General features: G+C 52.9%; 11 protein-coding genes. 7 read left to right on the plus strand and 4 right to left on the minus strand.

All coding sequences use genetic code 11. The features are described 5' to 3' along the window. Positions 1-210: 210 nt before the first annotated feature. Positions 211-5,568, minus strand: coding sequence for a beta strand repeat-containing protein (locus GK091_RS05330; RefSeq protein ID WP_164035568.1), 5,358 nt, complete (start codon positions 5,566-5,568; stop codon positions 211-213). Positions 5,569-5,979: 411 nt separating this feature from the next. Here GK091_RS05330 and GK091_RS05335 point away from each other — a divergent pair, with 411 nt between their 5' ends. After that, positions 5,980-9,252 carry an ATP-binding protein gene (locus tag GK091_RS05335; RefSeq protein WP_164035569.1) on the plus strand — a complete coding sequence of 1,091 codons (3,273 nt, stop codon included), beginning with the start codon at positions 5,980-5,982 and terminating at the stop codon, positions 9,250-9,252. A gap of 92 nt (positions 9,253-9,344) precedes the next feature. Here GK091_RS05335 and GK091_RS05340 read toward each other — a convergent pair whose 3' ends face one another. Next, positions 9,345-10,583: a serine hydrolase domain-containing protein gene (locus GK091_RS05340; protein WP_164035570.1), complete on the minus strand. Its 1,239-nt coding sequence runs from the start codon at positions 10,581-10,583 to the stop codon at positions 9,345-9,347. A gap of 478 nt (positions 10,584-11,061) precedes the next feature. On the opposite strand from GK091_RS05340, the gene GK091_RS05345 reads away from it, so the two are divergent. After that, positions 11,062-12,681, plus strand: coding sequence for a GAF domain-containing hybrid sensor histidine kinase/response regulator (locus GK091_RS05345; RefSeq protein WP_164035571.1), 1,620 nt, complete (start codon positions 11,062-11,064; stop codon positions 12,679-12,681). A gap of 203 nt (positions 12,682-12,884) precedes the next feature. Here GK091_RS05345 and GK091_RS05350 read toward each other — a convergent pair whose 3' ends face one another. Then, positions 12,885-13,211: a YXWGXW repeat-containing protein gene (locus tag GK091_RS05350; protein ID WP_164035572.1), complete on the minus strand. Its 327-nt coding sequence runs from the start codon at positions 13,209-13,211 to the stop codon at positions 12,885-12,887. Between the two features lie 593 nt (positions 13,212-13,804). Between GK091_RS05350 and GK091_RS05355 the strand changes: the two genes are divergently transcribed. From GK091_RS05355 to GK091_RS05365, 3 genes are all read left to right on the plus strand, one after another. Further along, complete coding sequence (locus GK091_RS05355; RefSeq protein ID WP_164035573.1) at positions 13,805-14,194, plus strand: HNH endonuclease signature motif containing protein; 390 nt, start codon at positions 13,805-13,807, stop codon at positions 14,192-14,194. Positions 14,195-14,814: 620 nt separating this feature from the next. Next, complete coding sequence (locus GK091_RS05360; RefSeq protein WP_164035574.1) at positions 14,815-15,180, plus strand: hypothetical protein; 366 nt, start codon at positions 14,815-14,817, stop codon at positions 15,178-15,180. A gap of 55 nt (positions 15,181-15,235) precedes the next feature. After that, positions 15,236-15,769, plus strand: coding sequence for a hypothetical protein (locus GK091_RS05365; RefSeq protein WP_164035575.1), 534 nt, complete (start codon positions 15,236-15,238; stop codon positions 15,767-15,769). Between the two features lie 75 nt (positions 15,770-15,844). On the opposite strand, the gene GK091_RS05370 is transcribed toward GK091_RS05365, so the two are convergent. Then, positions 15,845-17,017 (minus strand): PAS domain-containing sensor histidine kinase, encoded by a 1,173-nt coding sequence (locus GK091_RS05370; RefSeq protein ID WP_246202143.1) that lies wholly within the window; start codon positions 17,015-17,017, stop codon positions 15,845-15,847. 685 nt (positions 17,018-17,702) lie between these two features. Between GK091_RS05370 and GK091_RS05375 the strand changes: the two genes are divergently transcribed. Together GK091_RS05375 and GK091_RS05380 are read left to right on the plus strand one after the other, a co-directional pair. Beyond that, on the plus strand, positions 17,703-17,942 hold the full coding sequence (locus tag GK091_RS05375) for a hypothetical protein (protein WP_164035577.1): 240 nt from the start codon (positions 17,703-17,705) through the stop codon (positions 17,940-17,942). Between the two features lie 212 nt (positions 17,943-18,154). Continuing rightward, positions 18,155-18,484: a hypothetical protein gene (locus GK091_RS05380; RefSeq protein WP_164035578.1), complete on the plus strand. Its 330-nt coding sequence runs from the start codon at positions 18,155-18,157 to the stop codon at positions 18,482-18,484. Positions 18,485-18,550: the final 66 nt, after the last annotated feature.

An 18,550-nucleotide genomic window follows, 5' to 3' on the forward strand; every position in this document is an offset into this window, starting at 1 on the left:
CCAAAGTCAGAAGCCCTCACGTAGTGCGTAGAGGGCTTCTGACTTTTAAGTCACTCACTAATTGAAGGTAGCTTAGCGACCGTTCGTTTCTGTAAGGTTTTGACGAGCCTAACAAGGTGTTACCAATTATCTGAAACGAGCCACCGCCTGTTCACAAAAAACGCTCAGACCGGTTCGATCTGAGCGTTTTGTACGCAAAAGAATTAATCACTAATTTGTTCTGAGCAGCTTCACCTGCTGGTGCTGAGTAGGGGTACTTACCTGTAAAAGCAAGACGCCATTACTAGCTCCTAGTGGCAAACTCACCCGCTCCACAGCACCCGCCTGCTCAATACGCTGGGTATGTGCCAGTTTACCTTGCAAATCCACCAACTTAAGCTGTACGGACTGGCCCATTACTCCGCTGATTTCAACCTCGGCAGTTTGGTCCATAACGGGGTTACCCAGTACGCGCACCTGTAGATCTAAGCCTGCTTCGCCTGCACTGACTCGAGCCGCTGGCGTACACACCGCCAGCCAATTGTAGCGGTAGGTGCTTACGGCAGAACCCTGCTGGGCGCTCAAGGTGATGCTGGGGTTATCGGTATAGAGGTTCAGGGTGTAAGGACCCGCATCGGTGGTGGGTAGCTTCTCATTGACCACCGAGAAACTAATGGGTTCACCGCTTACCCCGGCGTACTGGGGTGTAAAGGTCAACCGGCGCTCACCCGCACTAATCACCTGACAACTTACTGTCGAGGCCCCCACGATAGCAAAGCCTGTAGGCGGGGTGACTGGTTGAGGGCTCACCGTCAGTTGGAAGCTCGTATTTGCGGTCAAACCACCGGGGTCTAGTGCCGTCACGTTCACCGTGGATACCCCCGTCTGGGAAGGCGTGCCACTGATCACCGAGCCGTTCAGGGTGAGCCCGGTGGGTAGGCCCGATGCCTGGAAGCTTAACGTCTGCCCGTCGGGGTCGGAGAAATAAGTCGTCAGCTGTAGCTGGTAGGCCTGATCCTGCACAATCGTCTGATTGGGGATACCGGTGGTAGTCGGCGGCTGGTTAGGGCTGGTGCTGCTCTGGCAGGAAGCCAGCCAGTTATAGGCAAAGCGAGCCTCCCCACTACCCGTCTGCGTAGCGACCAAGGTGATTACCGGATTGTCGGTGTACAACCGTAGCGAGTAAGGCGCGGGGGCGGTGGTGGTGGCTAACTCGTTAACCACCGAGAAACTGATGGGGCTGCTGCTCTGCCCTGCATACTGGGGAGTGAACTGCACCTGGTAGCCGCCCTTGGCTTCGTCGATCAACTGACAGTTGACCATGCTAACCCCTGTGATAGCAAACCCACCGGGCCGGATCTGTACGCTCAATGGAGCCGAGGCTCCACTGGTGCACCCGTTCAGTGAACATGTCGCTGAGAGCGTATAGTTGCCCGGCTGCGTCAGCGTGTAGGTGTTGCCACTGGCTTGTCCCGATCCGCCCAGCACGGTCCAGTTGATCATCCCGTTGGTGCAGCCATTGGCCGTGACGGTGATGGGCTGGTTAGTGGTGCTGATGGCTGGACTGGCTGTTAGGGTGGGAGCACCCGGTGCATCGGTGGTGCCGTTCACGGTGGCCATCGCCATGGCCCTACACCCGTTAGCACTGCTCACCGTCACGGAATAGGTACCCGCCAGACTGACCGAAATGGTAGCCGTGGTTTGGCCCGTACTCCAGGTCAAACTAGTCACGGCTGTGTTGGCCGTCAAGGTGACGGTGGGCATAGCACAGGTGAGCGTGGCCGTGGTGGGCGTAATGTTCACGACAGGTTGGCTGTTGTCCTGATTCACTACGACACTCACTGTGCTGGTGCATCCGGTAGCGGTACTCGTCACCGTGACTGAATACGTACCCGCCAGATTCACCGTAGCTGTATTGCCATTCCCTACCTGAGTAGCTCCTTCGCTAAACCGGTAGCTGAGTCCATCACCGGCATTAGCCGTTAAGGTCACGCTGCTTACCGCGCAGCTTAGGCCGCCACTGGCGACCAGCGTAGCAGGGGGCGCGCTCTGAGACGATTCGATCACGACTGAGTTGCTGGTGGCTGAGCAGCCGTTGGCCCCGGTCGCTGTCACGGAATAGGTGCCGGCTATGGTCACGGTGATACTCGGCGTGGTTTGCCCGGTGCTCCAGCGTAGAGCGGAGGCCGACGTCGTAGCCGTCAGCGTCAGGCTTGGACTCGCACAGGTGAGTGTACCACGGGTGGGATTGATGGAGACCGCAGGAGCCGTCTGTTCACTCGTGACAACCGCACTCGACATGGCTACGCAGCCATTACCCGAGGTCAGGGTAAGCGAATAAGTACCCGCCGTGGTGACGGTGATCTGCGAGTCGGTAGACCCGGTACTCCAGCGGAAATTACCCGTTCCCACCGCTGTCAGCGTTGCCGATGGGTTGGCACAGGTCAAGGTGGCACTGGACGGATTGATGCGCACGGTGGGCACGCTCTGATCACCCGTGACGGTGGTGGAGGCCACCGACGAGCAGCCATTGGCTGAGAGAACCGTCACTGAATAGATGCCCGCGGTGGTGACGGTAGCCGTGTTGCCAGTACCTGCCTGGGTCGCTCCTTCGCTAAAGCGGTAGGTGAAGGGCGATCCCGTCCCGCTCCCGATAGCGGTGAGCGTAACGGACGTATTGGTGCACGAAAGGGTTCCATTCGCGGTCAGGCTGGCTACGGGCGTGGTCTGGTCTGCGGTGACGGTAGCCTGGGCTACCGCCGAACAGCTATTCTCGCTCGTCAGCGTTACCGAGTAGAGGCCCGCCTTGGTGACGGTGATCTGCGAATCGGTAGACCCCGTGCTCCACCTCACCGCTCCTGAGCCTACCGCCGTGAGCAGAGCCGACGGTTTTTCGCAGGTTAGCGTCGCACTCGATGGATTGATGCTGACCGAAGGGGTATTCTGATCGCCCGTTACGCTCGTCGAGGCCACGGCCAGACAGCCACTGCCGGAGGTGACCGTGACCGAGTAGAGACCCGTGGTCGTCACTGTCGCGGTAGGCCCCTGCCCGATCTGGGTCGCTCCGCTACTGAAGCGGTAGCTGGCCCCCGCGTTGACGGCTGATCCCCCCGCCGTCAGCGTGACACTGGTGGCGGCACAGCTCAAGGGGCTACTGCTGGTAAGACTGGCCACGCCCCCCGATACCGTCAGGGTGACGGCATCGGACTGCACGGCTCCGTTGCCACAGCCGTAGTTGATGTAGACCTGGTAGCTACCCGCATCGGCGCTGCTGACCGACGAGAAGCTTAATACCGGTCCCGTTTCGGCTAGCCGCTGACCGTCTTTGTACCACTGGTAGCTACCCGCCCCCCGGGCGACCACCGAGAAGCTAAAGGCGTTGCCTACGCAGGCGGTGCCTGATTGGGGATATTGACTAACGACCAGCTGGCCACCGCTGCCATCGCGACAGAAAGCCGCAAAGTCGCCCCCACCGGGCAGGCCGGGGTTATTGACAAAACTCACATTGTTGTCGCACAGGCTGGTATAGCTAGCGGGAAAGCAGCCGCTGAGCTGATTAGCGTAGAGTTGCAGGTTCTGAAGCTGGGTGAGGTTGCCCAAACTGGCGGGTAAGGTGCCGGTGAGCCCACTTTCATTAAGCAGCAGGTTTTGCAACTGGCTGAGTTGGCCCAGACTGGCGGGGATGCTACCGCCCAATTGGGTACGGGAAAGGTTAAGCGTTTGCAGGTTGGTCAGGCTACCGATGCCGGTGGGAATACCACCGGTCAGGGTATTGGCCCCCAGTTCGAGGCTGGTGAGCGCCGAGAGGGCCGAGAGGCTGGCGGGGAGGGTGCCGGACAGGTTGTTGCCGATCAGGTTGATGCCCGTGACCCGGTTGTTGCCATCGCAGGTGACCCCGTACCAGCCGCAGGGCGAGCAGCCGGAGAGCCAGTTGTCGTTACGGGTCCAGCTGGCCCCATTAGTGGCGTTGTAGAGATCGACCAGGGGCTGGTAGTCGGAGCTAAAGGGCGTCACCGTCAGGTTGAAGGCCGTCGAGGTTAAGCTGTTGACCGAGTTGCTAACTACCACCCGGTACGCCCCGCTTTGGCTGGTCTGGACATTGGATAGGGTTAGAGTAGCCGAGGTCTGGCCCGTAACTGGGGTGCCATCCCGGTACCACTGGTAGGCGCGGACATTGCCGCTGGTAGCCACGGCGGTGGTGACGGTGGCGCCCACACACACGGCCGATGCGCTGGCCGGCTGGGCGGTGATACTTAGGCAGTTGGATTGTACATCCTCCACCGAACTACAGCCGGGTGCATTGCCCGATATTTTAAGCTGATCCGGTGATTTAGTGGCGATGAGTTGACAGATAGCGGGCAGGGCACAGACCGCCAGGGCCTGGTTATTGTTGATCTGAAAGTCACCGCCCACTTGTTGCAGGTTATTGAGGCCCGTTAGATTCGTAAGTTGGGCATTGTTACTGATTAGCAGTCTACTACCTACACTAGTGAGAGCCGTCAGGGCAGCGATGCTGGTCAGGGCCTGGTTATTATTGATCTGAAGGTCACCGCCCACGGTCTTCAGATTACCAAGCCCCGTTAGATTCGTAAGTTGGGCATCGTTACTGATTAGCAAGCTAGCGCCCACGCTGGTAAGAGCCGTCAGGGCAGCGATGCTGGTCAGGGCCTGGTTATTGTTGATCTGAAGGTTACCGCCCACGGTCTTCAGATTACCAAGCCCCGTTAGATTCGTGAGTTGAGCGTCGCTACTGATTTGCAGGTTATTGCCCACGCTGGTGAGGGCCGTCAGGGCGGCTATGCTGGTCAGGGTCGGGTTGCTGTTGATCTGAAGGTCACCGCCCACGGTCTTCAGATTACTGAGGCCCATTAGATTCGTAAGTTGGGCATTGTTACTGATTTGCAGTTTACTACCTACACTAGTGAGGGCCGTCAGGGCGGCTATGCTGGTCAGGGTCGGGTTGCTGTTGATCTGAAGGTCAACGCCCACGGTCTTCAGATTACTGAGGCCCATTAGATTCGTGAGTTGAGCGTCGCTACTGATTTGCAGGTTAACGCCCACGCTGGTGAGAGCCGTCAGGGCAGCGATGCTAGTCAGGGCCTGGTTGCTTTCGAGCCGAAGGTCACCGCCTACGCGTTGCAGGTTATTGAGGCCCGTTAGATTTGTGAGCTGGGGGTCGTTACTGATTTGCAGATTATTGTCTACACTAGTGAGGGCCGTCAGGGCGGCTATGCTGGTCAGGGTCGGGTTGCTGTTGATCTGAAAGTCATAACCCACTCGTTGCAGGTTACCAAGCCCCGTTAGATTCGTAAGTTGGGCATTGTTACTGATTTGCAGAGTACCGTCCACGCTGGTGAGGTTTCGTAGGCCATTCAGATTGGCGATATCCGCTCCCGAAATAGTTAACTTATTGGCAAAGTTAGTACAGCCCGGCGGGAAGGCGTTGACCTGCGCCTGGGTAGAGAGGGTTATGTCGGCCGACGGGCACTGGGCCTGGGCCAGACCGGGTAAAATCAGGCCTAAAAAAAATAACCACCTCAAGGGTAAAGGGGCGGGTTTGGCGTTGAGAAAATGGAGAAATGATAGCATCTTGTGTATTGGGTTAGTGAACTGCCAAAACGGATTATGGCCGTCGCGAGCAGTCCACAAAGTTCAGCGGGAATTGCCGGTTGCGAGTAACGGTATCGAACCACTTTAAGCGGTATCGAACCATTTTTGACTATTTTCAGCTTTTTTTGGGTACAATAAAGGCCCGGCAGGTTACGCTGAAGTAGGTGACGATGCGCTGACTTTCGGTCTAAATAGACGCGTGAAGCAGGGTGCCCGAAATCCAGTTAAAATCGTTTTTCGTATATTGATCGACCAGCTCAGCCCGAATATCGGCGGACATCGAGTCGGGTTTGGTTCACTGAATGCTACGGCTGGGACTGGCCAAGCCACAGCAACGCCTACTAACTGCCGATGACGGCCTCATCCGTCTCTATCACCGGATCTATTTTTATGCGTAAGCGTGCCCTGTGGCGAATAAGTATTTGCTGGTTTTGGCTAAACCTGGTCGCCGGATTTAGCGAAGCCCAGTTGCTCGTGCCCCGGCTGCTGCGGCAGTTCGACGAAAAGCGGGGCTTGAGTCTGACCGCACCTGGCATGACCCAGGACGCCCAGGGGCGGCTGTGGCTGGCCTCGACCAATGGCATTGTATGCTTCGACGGAAGTGGGTTCCGGGTCTTCCACGATCCGGTCATGAAGGAGGGCGATTATTATTATCACCTGATGGCCTCACCCGATGGGCGGATCTGGTTCAAGATGAGTTCGGGCTTTTCGCTTTCTTACATCGATACCCGCCAGTCCCGTCTGGTACGGGTCGCCGACACCACCCGGCTGGTGCGCGCGTACCTGGCCAAGTACGGATCGCACAGTTTTTTTGCCGATGCTCAGGCCAACCTCTGGATCGGTCTTCAACAGCACGGTCTGCTGAAAGTCAATCCCCGCACGCTGGCCGTAGAACACCTCATTGATCAGGGGTTAGACGTTCGCTTTATTACCCAGGACCGCCGGGGTGTGGTGTATTTTACGACGGCTAAGCAGGGGCTTTTTGCCTACAATCCGCAGACCGGGGTACTGACCAACTACCGCCACAATGACAAAGACACTACGTCACTGAGCAGCGACGCGGCCTTCGGATTGCAGGCCCGGCCCGATGGGAGTATTCTGGTAGGGTTGATCAACGGTGCCGATCTGTTCTGGCCTGCCACGGGGCAGTTTCAGCACTTAGGGCTCAATGCCCAACGAACCACCAATGCCCAGGCACCCGCCTACGTCAGCTCGTTTGTACTCGATGCAACAGGAAACGCCTACTTCACCACCGGCGAACTAACCTACCGCTACACTGCGCAGGGTGTTCTTCAACAGCTTGGGTTTAGCTCACCCACCCATGTGATTAGAAGTCTGTCCGTAAGTGCCTCTAACCGACTGTGGGTCAGCTCAGACAACACGCTCAACGAGTATGATCTCAGCCAGACCGAGGTCTTTCCGTCGCTCTTATTTCTCAAGTTAACCATCAACGGCACCGAACTGCGCGACAACACAAGTACGACTCAGAACCTGGTGTATGACCAACGGGGACATCCGACGCTAACGGTTGGGGAAAACGTGCCCTTCACCATGCAGTTCACCGTGGCGGCTAAACTCGCCCCGCAAACGCTGCGCTGGCGACTCAACGGGTACAATCCGGAATGGATTTCGTCGCAGGACATACAGGGGGAGGTTGCTTACCAATTACCCGCCGGCACGTATACCTTTACGGTTAACCAGGGCGCGCGCAGTGGAAGCTGGCAACCAACCGTATCGACGCTGACGATTGTGGTGGTGGCTCCCTTCTGGAAAACGCCCGCCTTTCTAATTTTCATCGGGTTAATGGTGGTGGGGTTGGGTTACTATTTTGTTCGAGCCTACAGCCGACGACGCCAATTGGCCCGCCAACTGGCTCGTCAGCAGCAGGAGGCCGATAGCCTGCGCCAACTCGATGAGCTGAAAACGCGGTTTTTTAGCAACGTTACCCACGAGTTCCGCACCCCCTTGACCATCATCCTCAACGCCACCGAGCAGTTGACGGCCAAAATTCCCACCATGGATGAGATGCCCGAAGTAGCCCTTATTCAGCGCCATGCCCATCAGTTGCTGCGGCTCATCACCGAGACGCTCGACATCGCGCGGCTGGATGCAGGCAAGCAGGAAGCCCACCCACAAGTAGGCAATCCCGGTTGGTTCATCGGGCAGGTCGTGGCTCAGTTTGCCGGTCTGGCTGCGCAGCGGGGCATTGACCTGACCTACCATACTCACCCAACCACCCATGCTGAATCAGGCTCAGATTCTTCTCCGAATGGACGCATACCTGACGAGGTATTGTTTCGTTTCGAGGCCGAAACATGGGAGAAGATTGCCTATAACCTGCTGGCTAACGCGTTGAAGTTTACGCCTACCGGCGGCCGCGTGGACGTTTGGGGGGACATCACGGCTGACCAGACGTTTTTGCTGCGGGTTCGTGACACCGGCATTGGTATCCCTGCCGATCAGTTGGAGCGGGTCTTTGATCGCTTTCATCAGGTGGATGCCCGCCTGACGCGGGCGTATTCGGGTACGGGCATTGGCCTGTCTCTGGTGCGGGAGCTGACCAGCTGGCTAGGCGGTCAGGTGTGGGTAGAAAGCCAGCCTGGTCAGGGTAGTACCTTTACGGTTCGTTTACCCTTAACCGCTGTAGATGGGGAACAGGCTGTACTACCCATGACGCCCGTGGACTCCGTATCGGAACCGATTCGTCAGGGAACCCTCGAAAAAGGGTCGTTACCCAACCCGCTGGCCGTGTCCCGGAGGGATGTACCCCTGATGAACGGAACCGGCCAGCCGGTGCTGGACGAATCAAATCCTAAGCCGTTGATCTTGGTAGTCGAAGACCATGACGATCTGCGGTCTCAGGTGGTCGGCTACCTTTCGGGAACCTACCAAGTGTTGTCGGCCTCAACGGGGCTTCTGGGATGGGAACAAGCCCTTGCCCAGGTGCCCGACGTAATTGTGAGCGACGTGATGATGCCCGAGCTGGACGGGTACGAACTACTGGAGCGGTTGAAAACCGACGAGCGAACCAGCCATATTCCGGTGATTCTGCTCACGGCCCGCTCCGCTCCCGAGAGTCGTATGCGGGGACTACACCGGGGGGCGGACGACTACCTGATTAAACCCTTTAGCCTGGCTGAACTGGCCCTGCGGATCGGAAACGGCCTGCGCACCCGTCAACAGGGACAAAAACGCTTTCTTGCCGTGTCCACGGGGGCCGTATCTACGGGGGCTGTGCCTACGGGAGCCGGAGTGGACACAGCTACCGTGGATGTGCCACCCGGAGCCGTGTCTACGGGGGGCGCATCCAGGGGAGTCTTGTTACCCGTTAAGGTAGGCTTGGATCGGGAGGAAGCGTTTCTGGATCGATTGCGTCAGGCAATTCTGGCGCAACTGACCAGTGATGCCCTGGACGTTGACTGGCTGGCACGGCAGGCGAACATGAGTCGTACCCAATTAAATCGTAAACTCTCCGCCCTGACGGATTTAAGTCCGAACCGATTCATCCAGCGGGTACGCCTGGAGCGGGCGGCTGAGCTATTGCAGGAGGGAACGCTATCGGTAGCCGAAGTGGCGGACCAAATCGGCTATAATTCGCCATCCCACTTTACCAAAGTCTTTCAGGAGCATTTTGGTTACCCGCCCGCGCGGCTGAAAAAATAGACATAACCCAGCCAGTCTAAACGATATTGTGGCACTAAGTCGTCGACACTGCCTGAACGTGATCGCAGGGAAGACCCTGCGGGCGTACTCTGCTACTTTTTCGCTGATTTATACCACTCATCGAAAGCCGCCAGTATTGAATCAATGGCCAACTCTCCATTAGGCGCATCATTTTTGTTCGTCGTGACAAAGACCTGGGAGTTAGCGATGAAAGCCACCTGAACGTTGTTATCAAAGCCGATCAACCACGACTCGAGCTGACCCGCATTGTAGTTCTTGCCGAAATTGGTGCCGTCCAGCACTTTATTGGCGTACTTGCCAGGATAGCCCCCACTCTTGGCGTAATAACCCATCTTATCCGTGGTCGTACTTCGGGAGTCATAACCCGCCCGATCGTTCTTCATCATATCCGACAGACTTTTCGGGATAATTTTTTCAGTGTAGTGCAGCGTGCTCAGAAAAGCGGCCATCTGCACCGTCGTCATGTTCCAGCCCCGTTCGGCGTTGGTCAGCGTCATATCGCCAAAGTCAGTTCCTTTACCATTGTCTTTGGGAAACTGATAGCAGAGCGCCGGGTATGGGTCGGTGGGTTTACAAACAATCGTGTTCATACCGCTGCCGGATACGCCGAGCACATTTTTCTGACAATAATCGATGTAATCATCCGCGTACTCCTGGGCCTGTTTGGTTTCAACCGTTGCCAGTGTTGTGCTGTTGGCATTGGCTGGTAGGCTGGTAACCGTGTAACCGGCCAATGTCGTGATCAGGAAACGCATCAGCGCGTAATTGGCGTTGTTGTATTTTTCCGGCTTCGAAGCATCAATCAGGCCCTTACCGACTAACTTCTTTAGCCCCGCGTAATCTGACCCGTATGTCGTGTCCGCGAATCCTGAGCGGTGGGTGAGCAGTTGTTTGAAGGTGATGGTTTTTATGCCCGTTCCCAGTGCCCAGTGGGTTGGCAGATACGGATGAATCAAGTCATCAGCCGTTTTCTGTTTGGCATTCAACGCTCGGAGCAAGGCTGCGGCTGTAATGGTTTTGCTGCAACTGGCAATGTTGTACTTGTCGTTGACGAACATACTTCGGGGATTACCGTCCTGCGCCAGTCGCGCGTCACCATTGGCGTAGATGCTTTTCTGTGAGCCGTTGACGGAAATAACGAGTTGATAGCCTACGCACCTGCCATCGAGCCGTTTGGCAATGGCTTTGGCCAGGTCATCGGTATTGAGGGTTGAGCCACTTGGGCCAACCTCAACGGTTTTGTCGCAGGAGGAAAGAAGAAGAGTGAAACCTAATAAAGTAACCAGTAAACTGTACGCTTGCCGTTTCATAATTGCTTTAAAAAAATAAGGTTGAACCGATGAATTGTGTCTCGTTATCCGAAAAGTTTTCGAGCCTAACTGATGGCTTAGTCGCTTGCGAGCGAAAATGGAAAACATACCAGCGGATGGTTTGAGCGAACGGTTAGCTGATGAACTCACGTAGGCTATTTTGACCAGAATGGGCCAAAAATGAGTTGAATCAGTGAACCTGATGAGTGCCTCAAGTCAGGCAATACCCCAGCTTTCCAACGACAGCAATAAGCTGGGCAGCGGGTTAATCAGTCGATAGGTAGAACGGGATGAAAACCGTGAAAGGAAGCCCGCAGACCGTCTTCGTTTTTCTACTCTTTTTCGGTCAGTTTCCGGCAGCACCTTTGGCGACTGGACTACTACAGTTAAGTTTATCAATATTAATCATACGTTAATATTGATAAACTTAACTGTATTTATATTCACAAAAGAGTTTCTATTGTATCTTGCATTACCTATGCTGATCGCTCCTATTCCAACCAACGAGAAAGAACGACTTGAGTCGTTGAACCAGTATAATTTGCTGGATACCGCGCCCGAAATTGAGTATGATCGGGTTTCCCATATTGCTTCACAGCTCTGCCAAACGCCTATTGCAATGGTTAGCCTGATTGATCAGGATCGGCAATGGGTCAAGTCCGTTCATGGGCTAACCGTGTCTACCATTCCTCGGGAATTGTCGCTCTGTGCGCATACCATTACCAATGAGTTTCCGCTGGTTATTGAAGATACAACGAAAGACACCCGTTTCTGGGATAATCCGGCCGTTACGGGGCAGCCTTTCATAATTTTCTACGTTGGTATACCACTCCTTTCCTCAGAAGGTTTAGCCATCGGCTCGATCTGCGTCATTGATCACTATCCCCGTCAACTAGCTTCCTCTCAGCAACTTGCCTTGCAGGCGTTGGCCGATCAGGTTATGCTGCTCATGCAATTGCGACGAACCAACAATCAACTAAGCCGGGCGCGTACAGAAGCTGTCGAACTGGCGCACCAGAAGGCTCATTTACTGGCTACGTTGAGCCACGAAATTCGCACACCACTGCATGCGCTGGAAGGTTACACGCAGCTGTTGATCGACGAGCAGCCCCATCTGGATCAGCAGCATAGCGTTCAGCGACTCCAAACCACAGGCCGTACGCTGGTTCAATTGGTCAATAATATTCTTGATTATAGTAAACTACAGGCGGGTAAGTTGACGCTGGAACGTATGCCGTTTTCACTGCGAGAGATCATCCAGCAGGCCGTTGATATGCAAAGCTGGCAGGCGAAGCAGAAAAGCGTTCAGTTAATAACGAAGATTGACCCAAAATTGCCCGCTCGACTAACGGGTGATGCAACCCGGTTGTTGCAGGTAGTATTAAATCTATTGAGTAACGCCATCAAGTTCACCCAGGAAGGTGAAGTGCGGATACAGGCGACTATTCTGGATGAGACCTTCTCGAAGGTAACGGTAAAAATTGACGTGAGTGACACGGGCATTGGCATTCCCGAAGCTTCGCTGGCGTTGCTGTTCAACGAGTATACGCAAGTTTCAACTGCTACGGCCCGTCTCTACGGGGGCAGCGGACTAGGGTTGGCCATCACCCGGCAGTTACTGGAGTTAATGGGCAGTCAATTAACGGTTGATAGTCAGGAAGGGAAGGGATCGACGTTCAGCTTTGCCCTATCACTGGCTGTTGTTGCCGATGCGCCCACCGGATTACCCGCTTCGCTCGCGGCAGATGGCTTATTTCTGGCCGTTGATGACAATGCAATAAACACAAAAATTCTGTCGCGCCTGATCGCTAAACATGGTGGTCAGGTAGCGGTGTTCAATTCACCCCTCGACGCGCTCGAATCAGCTAAGCGTGTTCCCTACCGGGGTATGCTGCTGGATTTGTACATGCCCGAAATGGATGGGTATGAACTGGCCCAATGCTTACAGGAAGTCCAGCCGGGGGTGCCTTTAGTCGCCTTATCCGCCGATGACAGCCTTGAAACATTGGATCGCGTGAAAGCAACGGGATTTCAGTTTTTTCTGCGTAAACCCTTTTTACCGCACGAACTGGTAAACTTACTCGCTCAGCTCGCCTGATCTGTTGCTTTTGTAGTTTAACTCGGAACAGGAGCTTGGCCCAGCCAAACCCGGCTACGAAACCAGTGACTGTATAGATTGATAGCGTACTCGCCTGGTATGAAGTAGTAAATAGTTGCTGGAACGGTAGCTTGCAGAACAATGGCAGAGAATCAAACGGAAAGTGCCCCGAGAAACGAATCAGGACACTTTCCGTTTACCCTTTAGTAACTCCAATAGCCTTCAACCCAAACTTGTCCACGGCGGGTTTGACGCCAATAACCGGGGTTCCAGGTCTTATACCGGGCTGGCTTCGAATACGTAACACGCTGAACGGGAGCTAGTCGATGATAACCGTCTACCCAGATGTAGTCCCGGCCTCGACGAACGTAATGACCCGGAACCCACACTTGACGGGCTGCCGGAGCACTGGGAATTACGATAACTCTTCTGGGAGCAGGTACTTGTGCTGTGGCACTGTCTGGATTAACGGTACACAAGGCAGCGAGCAATAAGCCCACTAATGCCACTACTTTCACGTTCGTTTTCATAGCGTTTACCGATTAAGTTCGGCAGAAACCGGGTTCTCCATCAACTCAGATGGCCGTTTTCTGCTCCAATTATCTTGACTTGGCTATAGTTTATAAACCGTAAAGTTTCAAACCTGGCTATAAATCAACGTATTTAAATACAATATTGTTGGAGGATTTTGCTACTTATTGGTCTGTCGTGATTCGCTAGCCTGTTATTTGACCCGGCGAAATCCCTGAAATCTCCTCTGTAAGTTAAGACGCTTGCGCAGACTACTAATCAGCCATAGCAGGGATAGTGTTGTTAGTTGAACTTCTTTTACAAATAACTGAAAGGAGTCAGCAATCGTGAATCGTGTGGTTCATCGCTTACGCTCGGTCATTTATCCGTGAACTCCCTGATCATTATTCGTAGCATCAACGGGACTGCCAGACTGATAACTCGACCCGATCGACTGAGGCAATAGTTAGTTGATTTGTGAGTCGTGTTCGTTGGCATCTGGTGGCTTGACAAGGATCAGTGGAGCTTAGCCTGAGTTAGCCGCCAATGGTGAATTCTGATTGTTGCCAAAATCAAATCGTAGACGTATGAAGCCTATAAAGGCAGATGATGTATGGCGACTAAGAAAGAGCGTGAGTTGATAGTTGCCAAATATGGTGGCCGATGTGCTTATTGTGGTTGCGAATTAGTTAAGGGCTGGCACGTCGATGAGGTGAAACCCATTCGTTGTAAAAAGAAGTGGGATCCTATCAAACGAAAATGGATTCATGATGGCACGTGCCGGTATCCTAAACGTCTCCACATCGACAACCAGAATCCATCCTGTGCCAGCTGCAACATCAATAAGCACGCCATGTCACTGGAAGACTTTCGAAAGCTGATTGGCGGTTTTCTTACGTCGCTGAACCGGGATTCGACGCAGTACCGGATCGCAAAACGATATGGGCTGGTCGTGGAAAACGAAAAGCCTGTCTTGTTTTATTTCGAGACAGTCGAACTGTAGGCCGCTTGCATCAGCAGCATGGTTGGTGTAATGTAATGACAGTGCACAAAGAAGCCGGACCCCAACAGAGTTCGGCTTAATACACTATCTCGTTTTGTTTAGCCAAATATAAACGATAATAATTAAATAGCTTACTGTTAAACTTATATTCGCTCCCTTATAATAAATATAAATTCATAATAAGGTATATGTAGTAACATTGGTTTATGTTTACATCGTCTATCTCGCTTATATAAGTGAGGCCGGGTTGCCTATGGGTGATCCGGCTTTTTTTATGGGGGCAGTTCGGGTAGTTCGTCGTTGCGCAAACGGGAGCAGTCAAGAAGTTAAATGGATACGCAATTGCATTGCCTTTTCAATAGCAACTGAAATGCGAATGGTATCGTGAAAAATTGCCCTTTTGAGAGGATGCTTTGCCAATATATGGATACCTAATGCGGCACAACGTTGCTAAACGTCACCTTTCACATATGTAAGTAGTTGACTATGAGGGAACTGGATTTTTATATATTTACATGGGACTATTTCAATAAGTAAATATTTTTGTTTAATATTTGCGATTCATAGTGGCCAAAACATTAAACAACAATATCCCGTGGATGGCCAACCCACCGATCATAATGCGCGCGCACCGATCGATCTTGATCCCCAACTTGTGCTTACTGACTGGATTCGGGCAACCCAAGAGTTTTACCAGTGGTATTGCCAATTGGATCAATTCGTCCAGCAACCGGGGTTATCGAGTTATCCTTCGACAACTGACTGGCTCCAGAAGTCCGTGTGCGACTCGAGTGCCGAAAATCAGGCAACTACAGCGTGATCTGAGGGTGATGCTGGCTGCTTTGCAAAACGATATGCGGCAGGTGGATAACCAGCAGGAAGCGTCATCAAAATTTGATCGGCTTGTTGGCCACACCAGTACGATGCTTTATTGGAGCAAGCAGATACAATGGGCTCTGGGTATCAAACCAACTGCCCTGGGCTAATCGTAATCAATAAATCTATCCTAATAGTAGAAGGTTACTGTTGACACCGCATCTAATGAAGAAAGCACACCAATCCGTCCCTCAATTGCTGGAGCAGTACGTTTTTACGGTAGCGGCTCAGTTCATCGAACAGCTCGACAAACCCGAGCAGGATCAGCTGATTCAGTTTATCGTCAAGCTCGATCCAGGTCCGGGTAGCCAAACAGAGCTGTATGTTGATCAGCCCATTGAAACAGGGTTTCTGGCAGACGCTGATCTTGGTGAACTAATTTTCGAGACGCAAACGGGAAGCCGGAATAATCAACCGGCGCATTTTCGTCAGGAGGATGCGTGCTTATCGCCTATAGACCGCTTAATTGCCACTCAGCAGACGCACATCGATTCGACAATTATTAACATCGCCAGGATCGCCGTTTTGATCAAACATACTCAGAACACGCAGATGAGTAATCAGGTCAGGAAGAATAAACTGGTGACCCGTTATGAGTTATTCAGAGATAGGTATGTGACTTATCTTGCCAAGTTGCAGGTTCTACAGGAACAGCAGAGGAACAAGCTGACCCGGTATCAAAAACAGCTTGCCTGTTAATCCAGATGTGTACGCTTAGCGAAAAATCCATCCTATAGGGTAGTAGCCTTTGGCCAACCCGGTCGTATTATCGCTTCACACGGGTAAATATATGCTAAACGTTGCCCCCTGCCCCGGTTGACTACTAGCCGTGATAGCTCCCCCGTGATTAGCCACTACTTTCTCACAGATGGCCAACCCAATACCTGTACCAGCATAATCGTTTTTGCCGTATAATCGCTGAAACACCTGGAAAATGCGATCCAGGTACTTCTCGTCGAAGCCGACCCCATTGTCAATGATGTCGATCCGGTGGTAAGCAATGGCATATCGACTGGGTTTCACATCTTCAGGTAAATTATCGGCTGCTACCCACCCCGCTTTAATCTGAATGTGTGGGAAAACGCCTGGTTTATGAAACTTGAGGGCGTTGCTCAGTAAGTTCTGAAACAGTTGTTCTAACTGCGAGTGGTCGCCCTCCACCGTTGGCAGGCTACTCAGTTGGATCGTTGCGTTCGTTTCGTCGGTGGCTACTTCCAGGCTTCTCAAAGCAGCCTCAACAATCGTTGTTAGGGAAACATCTCCGTTAGTATCCCGCTGAGTAGAGATCCGCGAGAAGCTGAGCAGGTCGCGAATTAACGTCGACATCCGACTAGCGGCTGACTGCATCCGCTCAATGTAAGTTACCCCTTCGCCCAGTAAATGGCTGTATTGACTCCTGAGCAGATCCCCGAACTGTTGTACTTTACGCAAGGGTTCCTGTAAATCGTGGGACGCAACGAACGCGAACTGCTGAAGATTCTCATTCGAGCGACGTAAATCCTGAATGGAATGCTCAAGCTGGCGAGTCCGCTCCTGAATTTGTCGATCCAGGTCAGCAGAAAGCTGGCGATAGCGTTCCTCGCTAAGTAGCAGGGCCTGTCTGTCCGCGATCTGCTGGGTGATCTCGATTCCGGTAGCGATGATGCCATAGACGGCACCCTGACGATTGCGGATGGCCTTAAACGAGAAGTCAAAATAAACGGTTCTGGTGACCCCGTTGGACACCATGTTAGCTGGGGTATTGTTCGTAGAAAAGGTCTTACCGGTGGCAAATACCTCGTCCAGTATCGCTAAAAAAGGCTGTCCTTCCATTTCCGGGATGGCCCTGGCTAACGACAAACCGAATACATCATTCCCTTTCCCCCACACCGCTAACTGAGGGTCATTTGCTACGGTAATTATCAACTCCCGGCCTACCAGCAACGCAATAGGGATGGGCGACTCCATGACGATGGAACGAAAAAGGGATTCGTTGTCTATTGTATCAATATCACTGGTCATGGGGAAATAGACATAAAGTTGTTAGCTATCTAACTTGATTGGGCTATTTGAGTTATTTACTTGTGCAACCGGTACTGCTAACAGGCCTTTGGCCCGCTCATTTCGCGCCACTTCGTAGGTAATTGTGCTTACCCGATCTCATCAACCATGTAGGCTGCAACGGACTGCCCATCAGGGTTCGACATCTCGTGCGGATCAACGCGTCGGCTTCGATGGCGACTGCTTGGCGTGCAGTACCAGCCACGCTCTTAATTGGTGCGGATGTACTTTGTTCTGGTTTTGATCCGCACTATCCCTGCGCAATCGTAGCCTGTAAAGCCGCGCTGATTCGGGAACTGCTCGTTTTCGTAAGGGTAACCATGTGTTCGCCAAGCCGTGTACGGGGCGATGTGGCATCGCAAACCCACGGTTGCGACCACTCTCTTGCAAGGGTACAATTCGTAACGGTTTGGTCATAATCGTAACTATAAGTATCTCTGTTTCAGGGATAACGTAGTAATACAGAAACGACCAGACTGTTGTGTAGATAAGCCGTATCGCGTTTAATCAATTAAATGCCTAATTAATCTCTAGTCTCGGTAGACTTGTTAGCTTTAAGGGGTACTGCATATGTCTATCCAAACCAATGACTATGGATCAACTCGAAACCCTGCATCGTCGCAAGTGCTACCTTGAGTGGCTGCTAATGGCTTGCAACGGCAGCATCAATCAGACTGAAGCCATGCTGAAAGCGGTGTCGCTGCCCCCAAAAAGCCAGATTGAAAAAATCACCCGGCTTAAACTGATGGGGCTGGCCTACAGTCAGAAATGTACGCAGCAGGTGTACATGGCTCAGTATATGGAAGTGCTGAGAGACATTGGAACGCAGTAGAACAGTCCGATCAATCGGAAGGGAATCGCTACGGTTAATTTATTCGCGTGGTTGTTTTATTGAGCCAACGCTTTTCGGTAGGATAAAAACAGAGGCTGTCGCGCATCGCTCGTCGGAGATTTCTCACTGATCGCGTTATTGATTTTAAGCGAAAACTATAAACATGCCGTGAGCCCTGCGTGTTAGAAACAGACATCTATAACGAATCAACAATGAGTCAGGAATCAGAAAATCTCAAGGTGATATTTTATCAGCTTACCCCCGAAGGTGAGCGGGACGCTATCGTGGGCGATGGCTATTTTAGCTTTGTGCCAACCTTTAAAGTAGGCGATGCCATTAATATGTCAACCAGTAATCCAAAGGCCACCGACCCGGTCGTTCATGATCCAATTGGTAACAAAACGCACCACATCGCAGCCACTGACTGGGTCGTGATGGTTGACGAGGCTTCGCGTAAAGCGGTAGCCACACTCATTGTTTCGGTGTCGCCCATTGAGCAAATCGAACCGGTTCTCTATCCGAATATTATCGCTACGCATTGATTGTCAGGCGTAAAACTACGCAAAAACCCGTCCAGCGCAGTCAGGCGAAGCGTTGGACGGGTTTTT

Origin of the sequence: Spirosoma agri (assembly GCF_010747415.1) — a bacterium.
GTDB classification, from domain to species: domain Bacteria; phylum Bacteroidota; class Bacteroidia; order Cytophagales; family Spirosomataceae; genus Spirosoma; species Spirosoma agri.